Origin of the sequence: Streptomyces sp. NPDC091271 (assembly GCF_044757505.1) — a bacterium.
In the GTDB taxonomy this organism is placed as follows: Bacteria; Actinomycetota; Actinomycetes; order Streptomycetales; family Streptomycetaceae; genus Streptomyces.
In genome coordinates, this window is sequence record NZ_JBIVVD010000005.1 from 453,910 (window position 1) to 467,766 (window position 13,857).

A 13,857-nucleotide genomic window follows, 5' to 3' on the forward strand; every position below is an offset into this window, starting at 1 on the left:
AGCCGGCACCGCGCGTGGACCCCGCGCGCGAGGTTCGCTTGCGGCGCAGACGGCCCCGGGCATACGTCCGGGGCCGTAGGTGTTCCTCACGGTGGATCCGACCGGCATATTTCCGGAAATGTGTACGCATCGGTAACCATTCGGTCCGGATCTTCCTCCGGCTCGGAGCAGGGGCCCGCGTCCCGTCCGGACTCAACAAGTGCGAAGATGGGTTCTCGGCAGGACAGGGCCCCCACCACAGGGCCGAAAAACGCAAGCGGCCGAACACCAGCCGACCGGCCGGTCACACCCCAGCGACGGGGCCCGGCATACGGCGCACATGCATGGAGGACGTGACGTGGCGAACGACGCCAGCACCGTTTTCGACCTAGTGATCCTCGGCGGTGGTAGCGGCGGGTACGCCGCGGCCCTGCGCGGAGCTCAGCTGGGCCTGGACGTCGCACTGATCGAGAAGGGCAAGGTCGGCGGCACCTGCCTGCACAACGGCTGCATCCCCACGAAGGCGCTGCTGCACGCCGGCGAGATCGCCGACCAGGCCCGCGAGGCCGAGCAGTTCGGCGTGAAGGCCACCTTCGAGGGCATCGACATGGAGGCCGTCCACAAGTACAAGGACGACGTGATCTCGGGCCTGTACAAGGGCCTGCAGGGTCTCATCGCCTCGCGCAAGGTGCACTACATCGAGGGTGAGGGCCGTCTCTCGTCGCCCACCTCGGTGGATGTCAACGGTCAGCGCGTCCAGGGCCGTCATGTGCTGCTGGCGACCGGCTCCGTGCCGAAGTCGCTGCCCGGCCTGGACATCGACGGCAACCGCATCATCTCCTCGGACCACGCGCTGAAGCTGGACCGCGTGCCGAAGTCCGCGATCGTCCTGGGCGGCGGCGTCATCGGCGTCGAGTTCGCCTCGGCGTGGAAGTCCTTCGGGGCCGACATCACGATCGTCGAGGGCCTGAAGCACCTGGTCCCGGTGGAGGACGAGAACAGCTCGAAGCTTCTTGAGCGCGCGTTCCGCAAGCGCGGCATCAAGTTCAACCTCGGCACCTTCTTCGACAAGGCCGAGTACACGCAGGACGGCGTGCGGGTGACCCTCGCCGACGGCAAGACCTTCGAGGCGGAGGTGCTGCTGGTCGCGATCGGCCGCGGCCCGGTCTCGCAGGGTCTGGGCTACGAGGAGGCGGGTGTCGCGATGGACCGCGGCTACGTCCTCGTCGACGAGTACATGCAGACCAACGTCCCGACGATCTCGGCCGTCGGCGACCTGGTCCCGACCCTCCAGCTCGCCCACGTCGGCTTCGCCGAGGGCATCCTGGTGGCGGAGCGGCTCGCCGGACTCAAGACCGTGCCGGTCGACTACGACGGCGTGCCGAAGGTGACGTACTGCCACCCCGAGGTCGCCTCCGTCGGCATCACCGAGGCCAAGGCCAAGGAGATCTACGGTGCGGACAAGGTCGTCGCCCTCAAGTACAACCTCGCGGGCAACGGCAAGAGCAAGATCCTGAAGACCGCGGGCGAGATCAAGCTCGTCCAGGTCAAGGACGGTGCCGTGGTCGGCGTCCACATGGTCGGTGACCGTATGGGCGAGCAGGTCGGCGAAGCCCAGCTGATCTACAACTGGGAGGCGCTGCCGGCCGAGGTCGCGCAGCTCATCCACGCCCACCCGACGCAGAACGAGGCGATGGGCGAGGCCCACCTGGCCCTGGCCGGCAAGCCTCTCCACTCCCACGACTGATCCAGTCCCGGGGACGACCGACCACTTCACACTTTCGTAAGGAGCAACTGAAACCATGTCGGTTTCCGTAACCCTTCCGGCGCTCGGCGAGAGCGTCACCGAGGGCACCGTCACCCGCTGGCTGAAGGCCGAGGGCGAGCACGTCGAGGCCGACGAGCCGCTGCTCGAGGTCTCGACCGACAAGGTCGACACCGAGATTCCCGCGCCCGCCTCGGGCACCCTCGCGTCCATCAAGGTCGCCGAGGACGAGACCGTCGAGGTCGGCGCCGAGCTGGCGATCATCGACGACGGCTCGGGCGCGCCCGCCGCCGCCGAGGCAGCGGCCGAAGAGGCTCCGGCCGCCGAGGCCCCCGCCGCCGAGGCACCGGCCGAGGAGGCTCCGACGCCCGCTGCCGAGGCCCCTGCCGCCGAGGCTCCCGCCGCCGCTCCGGCCGGTGGCGCCTCCGGCACCGACGTCACCCTTCCGGCGCTCGGCGAGAGCGTCACCGAGGGCACCGTCACCCGCTGGCTGAAGGAGGTCGGCGAGGAGGTCGCGGAGGACGAGCCCCTGCTCGAGGTCTCCACGGACAAGGTCGACACCGAGATCCCCGCCCCGGTCGCCGGCGTGCTGCTGGAGATCGTCGTCGGTGAGGACGAGACCGCCGAGGTGGGCGCCAAGCTCGCCGTCATCGGCGCTCCGGGTGCCGCTCCGGCCGCCGCTCCGGCAGAGGCCGCCCCGGCCCCCGCCGCGGCTCCGGCAGAGGCCGCCCCGGCCCCCGCCGCGGCTCCGGCAGAGGCCGCCCCGGCTCCTGCGGCCCCCGCACCGGCTGCTCCGGCACCGGCTCCCGCAGCTCCGGCCGCCCCTGCTCCGGCACCGGCCCAGGCCGCGCCCGCCGCTCCGGCACCGGCTCCGGCCGCCCCGGCACAGCCTGCTGTTCAGGCGCAGCCGGCCGCTCCGGCGCCTGCCGCGCCGTCCGGTGACGACGGCGCGTACGTCACGCCGCTGGTCCGCAAGCTCGCCTCCGAGAACGGCGTCGACCTCGGCTCGGTCAAGGGCACCGGCGTCGGTGGCCGTATCCGCAAGCAGGACGTCGTCGCCGCCGCGGAGGCCGCCAAGGCCGCCGCCGCCGCTCCGGCTCCGGCCGCCGCCGCTCCCGCGGCCAAGGCCGCGCCGAAGCTGGAGGCGTCCCCGCTGCGCGGTCAGACGGTCAAGATGACCCGCATGCGCAAGGTCATCGGCGACAACATGATGAAGGCCCTGCACTCGCAGGCGCAGCTGACCACGGTCCTCGAGGTCGACATCACGAAGCTGATGAAGCTGCGCAACCAGGCGAAGGAGTCCTTCGCCGCCCGTGAGGGCGTCAAGCTGTCCCCGATGCCGTTCTTCGTGAAGGCGGCGGCCCAGGCGCTGAAGGCCCACCCGGTCGTCAACGCCCGGATCAACGAGGACGAGGGCACCATCACGTACTTCGACTCGGAGAACATCGGCATCGCCGTTGACGCCGAGAAGGGTCTGATGACGCCGGTCATCAAGGGTGCGGGCGACCTGAACATCGCCGGTATCGCGAAGAAGACCGCCGAGCTGGCCGGCAAGGCCCGCGGTGGCGGCCTCACCCCGGACGACATGTCGGGCGCGACCTTCACCGTCAGCAACACCGGTTCGCGCGGTGCGCTGTTCGACACGGTCATCGTGCCGCCGAACCAGGCGGCCATCCTGGGCATCGGTGCCACGGTCAAGCGTCCGGCGGTCATCGAGACCGCCGAGGGCACCGTCATCGGCGTCCGCGACATGACCTACCTCTCGCTCTCCTACGACCACCGTCTGGTGGACGGCGCGGACGCCGCCCGTTACCTGACCACGGTCAAGGCGATCCTCGAGGCGGGCGAGTTCGAGGTCGAGCTCGGCCTCTGAGCCGTACAGCTGTAACCAGCCTCACCAGCGGCGCCCCCGCCCGGAACACTTCCGGGCGGGGGCGCCGCCGTATTGTCTAGACACCACCGGTAGTCCCTGGCCGCCGCATCGGTGAGCAGCACCGGTTTGTTCGCCCGAAGGAGCCCGTCATGACCCCGCCCGTCGTCCACTCGCTGCGCGAGCAGATCCGCGAGCACATCGTGGAAGGGATAGTCAGTGGGCGCTGGAAGCCGGGTGAGCGGATCGTGGAGCGCCGCATCGCCACCGAGCTGGAGGTCAGCCAGACGCCCGTGCGCGAGGCCCTGCGCGAGCTGGAGACGCTGCGGCTGATCGAGTCGGCGCCCAACAAGGGTGTCCGGGTACGCAATCTGACCGCGGCCGACCTGGAGGAGAGCTATCCGGTACGGGCCGGTCTCGAGCAGATCGCGGCGGAGCTGGCGGCCCCCGCGCTCGGCGAGGACTGCTCGGCGCTTGCCCCGCATGTGGCGGCGCTGTACGAGGCGGACCGGCTGGCCGACGGTGAGGCGCAGGTGCGGCACACGGTGGCCTTCCACCGGGAGATGGTGCGCGCAGCCGGGAACGCCGTGCTGCTGCACACCTGGGAGGGGCTGGGCATCGAGGTGTTCACGGCCCTGTCGATCCGCTGGCTGGGCACCGTGCAGAAGTCGTACGCGGAGGAGCACGAGGCGCTCATCGAGGCGTTCCTGCGCCGGGACCCGCAGATCGCCGTGATGGTGAAGGAACACGTCCTCGGGTGCGCGCCGCGCGCCTGACTTCCGGCGTCGGGTGGCGCACATCTGGGTCGTAGCCCGCTCGACCGTGCAGGTCAGCGCCCGTTTCGCCCCCTTGGTCCCGTCACTCCGTGCCCCACTTCGCGGCACCGCATGCCACTTTTCTTCATATCGAGAAGTTTTGCCCTTCACCCTTTGATCGATCATCGATCGGAGACTTACAGTTCAGTCGCGGGCCTACCGGCCCCATCGCCCTGTCCTGCCAGCCAGGGACTTCTCCACCCCCTCCCACTCCGGAAGGCGGCGATCATGACCGACCCCGTAGCAACGCTTCCGAGCGAGCTCGACCAGCTCCCGGACCGCGACCCCGAGGAGACCGCCGAATGGGCGGCCTCCCTCGACGCCGTCACCAAGGCCGCGGGCCCGCACCGCGCCGCGTACCTGATGCGGCGTTCGCTCCAGCACGCTGAGGGCGCCGGCATCGCGCTGCCCAAGCTGCTGGAGAGCGATTACGTCAACACCATCCCCACCTCCGCCGAGCCCGCGTTCGACGGTGACCTGGAGATGGAATCGAGGATCACCGCGTGGAACCGCTGGAACGCGGCCGCGATGGTCACCCGTGGCGCCCGGTACGGCGTCGGAGGCCACATCGCCACGTTCGCCTCGGCGGCCTGGCTGTACGAGACCGGCTTCAACCACTTCTTCCGCGGCAAGGAGGGTGACGGCTCCGGCGACCAGCTCTACATCCAGGGCCACGCCTCGCCCGGCATCTACGCCCGCGCCTTCCTCGACGGCCGCCTCAGCGAGCAGCAGCTCGACAACTTCCGCCAGGAGTCGGGGGGCGACGGTCTGCCGTCCTACCCTCACCCGCGGCGGCTGCCCTGGCTGTGGGAGTTCCCCACCGTCTCGATGGGCCTCGGCCCGCTCTCGGCGATCTACCAGGCGCGCTTCAACCGCTATCTGACCAACCGCAAGATCAAGGACACGTCGAACTCGCACGTCTGGGCCTTCCTGGGCGACGGCGAGATGGACGAGCCCGAGTCGACCGCCGCCCTCGCCCTCGCGGCCCGTGAGCAGCTCGACAACCTGACCTTCGTCATCAACTGCAACCTGCAGCGTCTCGACGGCCCGGTCCGCGCCAACTTCCGCGTGGTCCAGGAGCTGGAGGGCGCCTTCCGCGGGGCCGGCTGGAACGTCGTCAAGACGCTCTGGGGCAACGCCTGGGACGAGCTGTTCCAGCTCGACACCACCGGCGCGCTGATCCGCCGCCTCCGCGAGGTCCCGGACGCGCAGTTCCAGACGTACGCGACGCGCGACGTGGCCTACATCCGCGAGCACTTCTTCGGCGCCGAGCCTGCCCTCGCCGAGCTGGCGAAACTCCTGAGCGACGCGAAGATCGCCGAGTGCTTCTACAGCTCCCGCGGCGGCCACGAGGCCCGCAAGGTGTACGCGGCCTACCGCGCCGCCATCGAGCACAAGGGCGCGCCGACCGTGATCCTGGCCCAGACGGTCAAGGGCTACACGCTCGGCAAGGGCTTCGAGTCCAAGAACGCCAACCACCAGATGAAGAAGCTGTCGATCGACGAGTTCAAGGGCATGCGCGAGCTGCTCGGCCTCCCGATCCCGGACAGCGCCTTCGAGGACGGGCTGGTCCCCTACGGCCACCCGGGCGCCGACTCCCCCGAGGTCCGCTACCTCCAGGAGCGCCGCGCCGCCCTCGGCGGTCCGGCCCCCGCCCGCCGGGTGCACGCCGCCGCGCTGCCCCAGCCGGAGGAGCGCGCGTTCAAGGCCCTGTACAAGGGGTCCGGCAAGCAGGAGATGGCCACCACCATGGCGTTCGTCCGCCTGGTGAAGGACCTGATGCGGGACAAGGAGACCGGCAGGCGCTGGGTTCCGATCGTCCCGGACGAGGCCCGTACCTTCGGTATGGAGTCGCTGTTCCCCTCGGCCGGCATCTACTCCCCGATGGGCCAGACGTACGACCCGGTCGACCGCGACCAGCTGATGTACTACAAGGAGGCCAAGGACGGCCAGATCCTCAACGAGGGGATCACCGAGGCCGGGGCCATGGCCGACTTCATCGCCGCCTCCACGTCGTACGCGACGCACGGCGAGACGATGATCCCGTTCTACATCTTCTACTCGATGTTCGGCTGGCAGCGGACCGGCGACCAGATGTGGCAGCTCGCCGACCAGCTCGGCAAGGGCTTCATCGTCGGCGCCACGGCGGGCCGTACGACGCTCACGGGTGAGGGTCTCCAGCACGCGGACGGCCATTCGCATTTGATCGCGTCCACGAACCCGGCGTCGCTGAACTACGACCCGGCGTTCGCGTACGAGATCGCGGTGATCGTCAAGGACGGCCTGCGGAGGATGTACGGCCCCGAGGCCGAGAACGTCTTCTACTACCTGACGGTCTACAACGAGCCGAAGCAGCAGCCCGCGATGCCCGAGGGCGTCGAGGAGGGCATCGTCAAGGGCCTGTACCGCTTCAAGGAGGGCACGCCCGCCTCGGCGGACGCGCCGCGTCTCCAGCTGCTGGGCTCGGGTACGGCGATCCACTGGGCCCTGAAGGCCCAGGAGCTGCTGGCCGCCGACTGGGGTGTCACGGCCGACGTCTGGTCCGCCACCTCGTGGGGTGAGCTGCGCCGCGAGGCGCTGGACTGCGACGAGGCGCTGCTCCGCGGCGAGGAGCGCGTGCCCTACGTGACCCAGGCGCTCTCCGGTGCGCCGGGCCCGGTCCTCGCGGTCAGCGACTGGATGCGCGCGGTCCCGGACCAGATCAGCCAGTGGGTGGAGCAGGACTGGTCCTCGCTGGGCACGGACGGCTTCGGCCTCTCCGACACCCGTGAGGGCGCCCGGCGCCACTTCGGTGTCGACGCGGAGTCCGTCGCGGTCGCCGCGCTGGCCCAGCTGGCCCGCCGTGGCGAGATCCCGGCCTCCAAGGTCAAGGAGGCCCGGGAGAAGTACGGCCTCTGAGGGCCGGCAGCCGGAGGGCTGTCTCCTCTCACACCGCAGGGCGGGCTCGTTTCGAGCCCGCCCTGCGGGCGTTCACCCAACGCACCCCGGCGCATGCCCATAGGGCACGCAGGCGTCCGTGCAACGCAAGGCGGTGTTCGGCGGTCCCGGAGGGCGAGTCCTGCGCCTCTCGGGCGACGGGTCGGCTCCGGGGGGGGGATGGGCTCGTACGGGTAGGCCGCACCGCGCCTCCACGGGCCGGGCTCCCTGTGGAGGTGCGGCGCGGGGACGCACAATGGCCGCATGCGTGCTGCCCGGCTGATCAAGATGGTGCTGCTCCTGCAGTCCCGGCCCTCCATGACCGCCGCCCAGCTGGCCGAGGAGCTGGAGGTGTCGGAGCGCACCGTCACACGGGACGCGCAGGCGCTCTCGGAGGCGGGCGTGCCGGTGTACGCAGACCGCGGCCGGACGGGCGGCTACCGGCTCGTGGGCGGCTACCGGACGCGGCTCACCGGGCTGGCCCGCCATGAGGCCGAGGCGCTCTTCCTGTCCGGGCTGCCCTCGGCCCTGCGCGAGATGGGGCTCGACGACGCCGCCTCGGCCGCCCGGCTGAAGGTCTCGGCGGCCCTGCTCCCCTCGCTCCGGGACGCCTCGCGCACCGTCGCCCAGCGCTTTCATCTGGACGCCCCCGGCTGGTACCACGAACCGGCCACCCCCGAGCTGCTGCCCGCCGTCGCTGAGGCCGTCTGGGACGACCGGCTGGTCCGGGCGCGCTACAGCCGCCGTCCCTCGGGCGAGGTGGAGCGGGAGCTGGCCCCGTACGGGCTCGTCCTGAAGGCCGGGGTCTGGTACCTCTGCGCCCGGGCCGGGGACGACTTCCGGGTGTACCGGATCGACCGGTTCGCCGCCGTCGCCGTCTCGGAGACCCGCTTCGTACGGGACGACGACTTCGACCTGCCGCGCTTCTGGGAGGAACGGGCCGCGCAGTTCGCCCGGTCGATCCTGCGTACCGAGGTGACGGTGCGGCTGTCGGAGGCGGGTGTGCGACGACTGCCGCACGCCATGGACCGGGCCGCCGTCGCCGAGGCGCTGGCCGGGGCCGCCGCGCCGGACGCGGAAGGCCGGCGCACGGTGGTCCTGCCGGTCGAGTCCGCCGAGGTCGCGTACAGCCAGCTGCTGTCCCTCGGGCCCGAGGTGGAGGTCCTGGAGCCCGCCGCCCTGCGCGAACGCTTTGCCGATACCGCCGAACGACTGCGCGACCTCTACCGCTGAAGTGGCCCGGAAGTGACGTCGAAGGCTTCAATTCGGTGTCTGGGCGTGCGTCGCCTGCCGCCGGGGCAGATGCTGGACCCGTGATGGACGAGACGGAGTTCTGGGAGATCATCGACAGCACCCGCGAGGCCGCCGAGGGCGACCCCGAGGACCACGCCGACCTGCTCGTCGAACGGCTGGTGCGGCTCGATCCCGACTCCGTGCTGGATTTCGCCAGGCACTTCGAGGCCCGCTACAACCGCGCGTACCGCTGGGACCTGTGGGGCGCGGCTGCCGTGCTGCTCGGCGGGGCGAGCGACGACGCCTTCGACTACTTCCGCTGCTGGCTGATCGCGCAGGGCCGCGAGGTCTTCGAGGGGGCGGTGCACGACCCGGACAGCCTGGCCGAGCTGCTGGACGACTTCGACGAGGAGCTCGACGGGGACGGCGAGGACCTCGGTTACGCCGCCGACGAGGCCTACGAACAGCTCACCGGCGTCGTCGCCCCCGACCTGGGGCTGCCGCCGCAGGCGGCGGAACCGGCGGGCACGCCCTTCGGCTTCGACGACGACACGGCGCTGGCGGAGCGCTACCCGGCCCTCTGGGAACGCTTCGGCCCGGTCTGAGCCCCCGGACGCGCGCCCGGGATTCAGTCCGTCAGCGAGCGGCCCATCAGGACGTCGTCGACGTACCGCCCGCCCAGGAAGAACTCGCCGGGCAGTACGCCCTCGACGGCGAAGCCCTCGGACGCGTAGAGCGCCCGCGCGGAGGTGTTGTGGCCGAGCACCCGCAGGGTGAGCCGTCCGGCGCCCTGACGTCGCGCCTCGGCGTACGCGGCGCGCAGCAGCGCACGTGCGACGCCGTGGCGCCGCCACCGGTCGGCGACGGCGAGGCCCTGTATCTGGCGGACGTGGGCGTTGCAGGCGAGCGGGGTCGGGCGGGCCAGCCGGATGTAGCCGGCCAGGCACACCTCGTCCGCGCCGGTGACCGCCTCGACGACCAGGTATTCGCCGGGCAGGTGACGCTCGTCGAAGAAGGGCTCGTACGGCGGCTGCGGCTTCGGCTGCACGGCGTGGAGGGTCGACCAGGTGGCCCGGTCGAGCTCACCGAGAGCGGTCTCGTCCGCGGGGACGGCGAGGCGGACAGGGGCGAGGGACGGCGATCGTGGCACGGACATGCGCGCAACTGTGCCATGCGTGTCCGGTGCCTCCGACTCCCGCGTGACCGAGGGCGCATGGGGCAGGATGGACGGCATGCTGCGTTCCCGAATCGCCGTCACCGGATCGACCGGACTCATCGGAGCGGCGCTCGTGCGCTCGCTGCGTGCCGACGGGCACGAGGTGGTGCGCATGGTGCGCCGCCCGGCCGCCACCGGTGACGAGGTGGAGTGGGACCCGGAGCGCCAGTACGTCGACGCGGCGGGCCTGGTCGGCTGCGACGCGGTCGTCCACCTCGCGGGGGCGGGGGTCGGGGACCACCGGTGGACCGAGGCGTACAAGCGGGAGATCCGTGACAGCCGGGTGCTGGGCACGGCGGCCGTCGCCGAGGCGGTTGCTTCGCTGGACGCCCCGCCGAAGGTGCTGCTGTCCGGATCGGCCATCGGCTTCTACGGCGACACCGGCGACCGTGCCGTCGACGAGAGCGCGCCGCCCGGCGAGGGTTTCCTGCCGTCCGTCTGCGTGGAGTGGGAGGAGGCCACGGCTCCCGCCGAGGAGGCCGGCGTCCGCACGGTCCACGCGCGGACCGGCCTGGTCGTTTCCCGGCGGGGCGGCGCCTGGGGGCGGCTCTTCCCACTGTTCAAGGCGGGGCTCGGCGGGCGGATGGGGAACGGCCGGCAGTACTGGAGCTTCATCGCGCTGCACGACCACATCGCGGCGCTGCGGCACGTCCTGGACACCGAAACGCTGTCGGGTCCGGTGAATCTGACGGGCCCCTCCCCCGTCACCAACGGCGAGGTGACGGCCGCCATGGGGCGGGTGCTGCGGCGCCCGACCCTGTTCACCGCCCCGGCGCCCGCGCTGAAGGCCGTGCTCGGGGAGTTCTCCGGGGACGTCCTGGCCAGCCAGCGGGTACTGCCCGGCCAACTTCTCGACTCGGGCTTCGCGTTCGCCTTCCCCGGCATCGACGACGCCATCCGCGCCGCACTGCGCTGACCACGGCCCGGCGCTCCCCCGGACCCGACGCCGGGCCGCCGTGCGACCCCGTGCACCGGTGCCCGGGGTGCGCGCTACTGCGCCTCTCTCGGCCATACACCTAGCCTCGACCCGAACTCGGGCATTCCGGGGGCCTGTTGGGGGCAATACCTCCCCACCAGTCGCACCGACTCGGGGAGGGGCACGTGATCGGGGCACACACAGCAGACCACGCGGATGTGGTCATCATCGGGGCCGGGATCGCCGGCCTCTCGGCGGCCCACCAGCTGATCGGCGCAGGGGTGGGCGTCAGCGTTCTGGAGGCCGCCGCGCGGGTGGGCGGCCGGATGGCCACCCATGACATGGACGGGTTCCGGCTCGACCACCTGGGCCCGCTGCTCAGTTCCGCGTGTCCGGAGCTGAGCACCGCCCCAGGGCTCGAAGGACTGGTGCTGCGGGACTTCGCCCCGGGGGTGCTCGTGCACAGCGGGGGACGGCAGTACCGCGCCGGGGACGTGCGGAGCGCAAGGGGCGCACTCCGTGCGGTGCGCTCCCGGTCGAGCGCCCCTCGCGCGCCCTTGGGCGGGGCGATCGAACAGGCCAGGCTCGGCGCCTGGCTGGCCCGTCTCGCCACCACTCCGGAGTCCCGGATCCTGTCCAGGCCCGACAGGGCCGCGTTCGAGGCGCTGTCGGGCCTCCCGCCCCGCACGGTCGGCGGGTTCCTGCGGCCCCTCCTCTCGGCGCTGCTCGGCGACCCCGGGCTCACCACGTCCAGCCGGATGGCCGACCTCACCCTCCGGGACTACGCCCGCGGCCGGCTCTGTGTGCCCGCGGGCGGTTCCGCGACGCTGCCCGAACTGCTGGCGGCCGCCCTGCCGCCCGGGACCGTACGCACCGGGGTACACGTGACCGCGGCGGACATCACTTCCGTACGTACCAAGGAGCACGGCGAGCTCGGCTGCCGGTCACTCCTGCTGGCCACCGGCGCGGGGGCCGCCGCCGAACTGCTGCCGGGGCTGCGGACGCCCGCCTTCCACCCGGTGACCGTGCTGCACCACACCGCCGGGGAGGCACCGGCGACCGGGGGCCGTCTGCTGCTGGACGCGGACCGCTCGGGTCCGGTCGCGCACACCGCCGTGATGAGCGAGGTCGACCCCTCGCGCGCCCCGCGCGGCCGGGCCCTGATCACGTCCACGGTGCTCGGCCCTCCGCCGCGGGACCTCGACGGCGAGGTGCGCGCGCATCTGGCCTCGCTGTACGGCACGCCCACCGACGGCTGGGAGCTGCTGGCCGCCCATCACGACCCGGAGGCGGTCCCCGCCATGCCACCGCCGCACGACCCGCGCCGCCCGGTCCGGCTGCTCGCCGGGCTGTACGTCTGCGGCGACCACCGCGACACCAGCACGGTCCAGGGCGCGCTGCGCTCGGGCAGGCGCGCAGCCTCGGCGATCCTCGCGGACCTGGGCGTGCGCCGGCAGGGGGCGGACGGGACGGTGCTGCCCGCCGCCGCGTAGGCCGTCGGTCAGCCCAGTGCCGCGACCCGGTCGCGGTAGCCCCGTACGGCGACGGCGTCGCGGTACGGCTCCAGGCGGCGCTCGAAGTCCCGTACGTACTCCGTCGCCCGCACCGACCGCATCTCCGCGGCCTGCTGGGCCGCCTCGGCGCCCAGCAGGCACGCCTGGTCCAGCTCGCCGAGCCCGAGCCGCGCGGAGGCGAGGACCACCCGGCAGAACAGCCGGCTCCGGGCGTACGCCGGCGCGCGCAGCTGGAGCGACCGCTCGGCGTGCTGGGCGGAGACGCGGTACTGCTGCAGATCGCGGTGGCAGTGGCCGAACTCGTCGGCGAGCTGGGCCTCGTCGAAGTAGCGGGCCCAGTGCGGCACGTCGTCCCCGGGCCGGGAGATCCCCAGCGCGCGTTCCGCCCGTACGAGCGCGGCGACGCAGGGCCTGGTCTCCCCGAGAACGCCGTGCCCGCGCGCCTCGACCGCGTGCAGCAGGGCCAGGACCACGGGCGGCGCGGAGGAGCCGATGCCCTGCTGGGCGACGCGTGCGAGCTGGATGGCTTCCCTGCCGTGCCCGAGATAGACCGCCTGCCGGCTCATCGTGATGAGGACGTAGGCGCCGTAAGCCCGGTCCCCGGCGGCCTGGGCGAGCCGCAGCGCCTGGACGAAGTAGCGCTGGGCGAGGCCGTGCGCCGCGATGTCGTACGAGGTCCATCCCGCGAGCCGGGTCAGATCGGCCGCGGCGGAGAACAGCCGGCGGCCCAGCGTCTCGCCGTAGCTCCCGCGGAGCATGGGCTCGGCCTCGTGCTCCAGATAGCGGACGAGGGCCTGCCTGGCGTGGCCTCCGCCGTAGGCGTTGTCCAGTGTGCGGAAGAGCTCGCCCACCGAGCGCAGGGCGGCGACGTCGCCGCTGCCGACCCGCTGGCCGGCCCCGCGGTCGGTCTGCCGCTGGCGTGGGACGCCCAGGAGCGGTGCCACGGGAGCGGGCGGGCGGACGGGGCCACGGCCGGCGCCCGCCCGGGTGCCGTTGGCGCCCGCCCCGTACGCCGGGCCGGGGGCGCCGGGTGCCTGGAGGGCGCCGGCTCCATGGGCCTGCTGGAGCCCGTGCGGGGGCCGGTTCCCGTGGCCCTCGGCGGGCGTACGGGGGGCGGGCAGGCCGGTGGTGCCGTTCACGCGCTCCTGGGGTTCGCCCCGGCCGACCCATTCGTCGGCCCGCCCGATCAGCCAGTCCCTGCTGGGGACGACCAGTCCGGCAGGGGTGAACGCGATCTTGCGCAGCTCCGCATTGCTGCCCGAGTCCTTGCGCCACAGCCCGCTGACGATGTCGACGGCCTCGGCCGGGGTGGCCGCGAACTCCAGGCCGGCGTAGACGGGCGCACACGCGTCCAGGCCCAGGTCCTGCGCGGAGAGCCGGCGTCCGAGCCGTCTGGTGAAGACCTCGGCGATCAGCGCGGGGGTGGTGCCCCGGGGCTGCTGGCCGCGCAGCCAGCGGGTCACCGAGGTCTTGTCGTATCGCAGGTCGAGCCCGTGTTCGAGGCCGAGCTGGTCCACCCGGCGGGCCAGGCCCGCATGGGAGAACCCGGCCTCCGCGATGAGGGCAGCGAGCCGCCGGTTCGGGGTGCGCTGCGGAGGTCGTTCCGACATCAGCTGTAAGGTCTCCTGCCTTC

10 protein-coding genes are annotated in these 13,857 nt (G+C 72.4%); 8 read left to right on the top strand and 2 right to left on the bottom strand.

All coding sequences use genetic code 11. From position 1 onward, the window contains the following. The first annotated feature begins 337 nt into the window (after positions 1–337). The 6 genes from lpdA (at position 338) to ACIQM3_RS23235 (ending at position 9,183) form a co-directional block, all read left to right on the top strand. Positions 338–1,726, top strand: coding sequence for a dihydrolipoyl dehydrogenase (gene lpdA, locus ACIQM3_RS23210; protein WP_393766279.1), 1,389 nt, complete (start codon positions 338–340; stop codon positions 1,724–1,726). Between the two features lie 55 nt (positions 1,727–1,781). Further along, on the top strand, positions 1,782–3,617 hold the full coding sequence (gene sucB, locus ACIQM3_RS23215; RefSeq protein ID WP_401627149.1) for a 2-oxoglutarate dehydrogenase, E2 component, dihydrolipoamide succinyltransferase: 1,836 nt from the start codon (positions 1,782–1,784) through the stop codon (positions 3,615–3,617). A 149-nt stretch (positions 3,618–3,766) separates the two neighbouring features. Beyond that, on the top strand, positions 3,767–4,390 hold the full coding sequence (locus tag ACIQM3_RS23220) for a GntR family transcriptional regulator (RefSeq protein WP_104784914.1): 624 nt from the start codon (positions 3,767–3,769) through the stop codon (positions 4,388–4,390). Between the two features lie 267 nt (positions 4,391–4,657). Next, on the top strand, positions 4,658–7,327 hold the full coding sequence (aceE, locus tag ACIQM3_RS23225; RefSeq protein ID WP_401627151.1) for a pyruvate dehydrogenase (acetyl-transferring), homodimeric type: 2,670 nt from the start codon (positions 4,658–4,660) through the stop codon (positions 7,325–7,327). A gap of 282 nt (positions 7,328–7,609) precedes the next feature. Beyond that, the gene (locus ACIQM3_RS23230; RefSeq protein WP_401627152.1) at positions 7,610–8,578 is read left to right on the top strand and encodes a helix-turn-helix transcriptional regulator; all 969 of its coding nucleotides are present in this window, start codon (positions 7,610–7,612) and stop codon (positions 8,576–8,578) included. An 83-nt stretch (positions 8,579–8,661) separates the two neighbouring features. Beyond that, positions 8,662–9,183 carry a DUF4240 domain-containing protein gene (locus ACIQM3_RS23235; RefSeq protein ID WP_401627443.1) on the top strand — a complete coding sequence of 174 codons (522 nt, stop codon included), beginning with the start codon at positions 8,662–8,664 and terminating at the stop codon, positions 9,181–9,183. Positions 9,184–9,206: 23 nt separating this feature from the next. Here the strand turns inward: ACIQM3_RS23235 and ACIQM3_RS23240 are convergent, their stop codons facing one another. Beyond that, on the bottom strand, positions 9,207–9,734 hold the full coding sequence (locus ACIQM3_RS23240; RefSeq protein ID WP_401627154.1) for a GNAT family N-acetyltransferase: 528 nt from the start codon (positions 9,732–9,734) through the stop codon (positions 9,207–9,209). A gap of 76 nt (positions 9,735–9,810) precedes the next feature. Between ACIQM3_RS23240 and ACIQM3_RS23245 the strand changes: the two genes are divergently transcribed. Together ACIQM3_RS23245 and ACIQM3_RS23250 are read left to right on the top strand one after the other, a co-directional pair. After that, positions 9,811–10,710: a TIGR01777 family oxidoreductase gene (locus tag ACIQM3_RS23245; RefSeq protein ID WP_401627156.1), complete on the top strand. Its 900-nt coding sequence runs from the start codon at positions 9,811–9,813 to the stop codon at positions 10,708–10,710. 185 nt (positions 10,711–10,895) lie between these two features. Next, the gene (locus ACIQM3_RS23250) at positions 10,896–12,203 is read left to right on the top strand and encodes an NAD(P)/FAD-dependent oxidoreductase (RefSeq protein ID WP_401627158.1); all 1,308 of its coding nucleotides are present in this window, start codon (positions 10,896–10,898) and stop codon (positions 12,201–12,203) included. Positions 12,204–12,211: 8 nt separating this feature from the next. Here ACIQM3_RS23250 and ACIQM3_RS23255 read toward each other — a convergent pair whose 3' ends face one another. Next, positions 12,212–13,834 carry a regulator gene (locus ACIQM3_RS23255; RefSeq protein ID WP_401627159.1) on the bottom strand — a complete coding sequence of 541 codons (1,623 nt, stop codon included), beginning with the start codon at positions 13,832–13,834 and terminating at the stop codon, positions 12,212–12,214. Positions 13,835–13,857 lie beyond the last annotated feature (23 nt).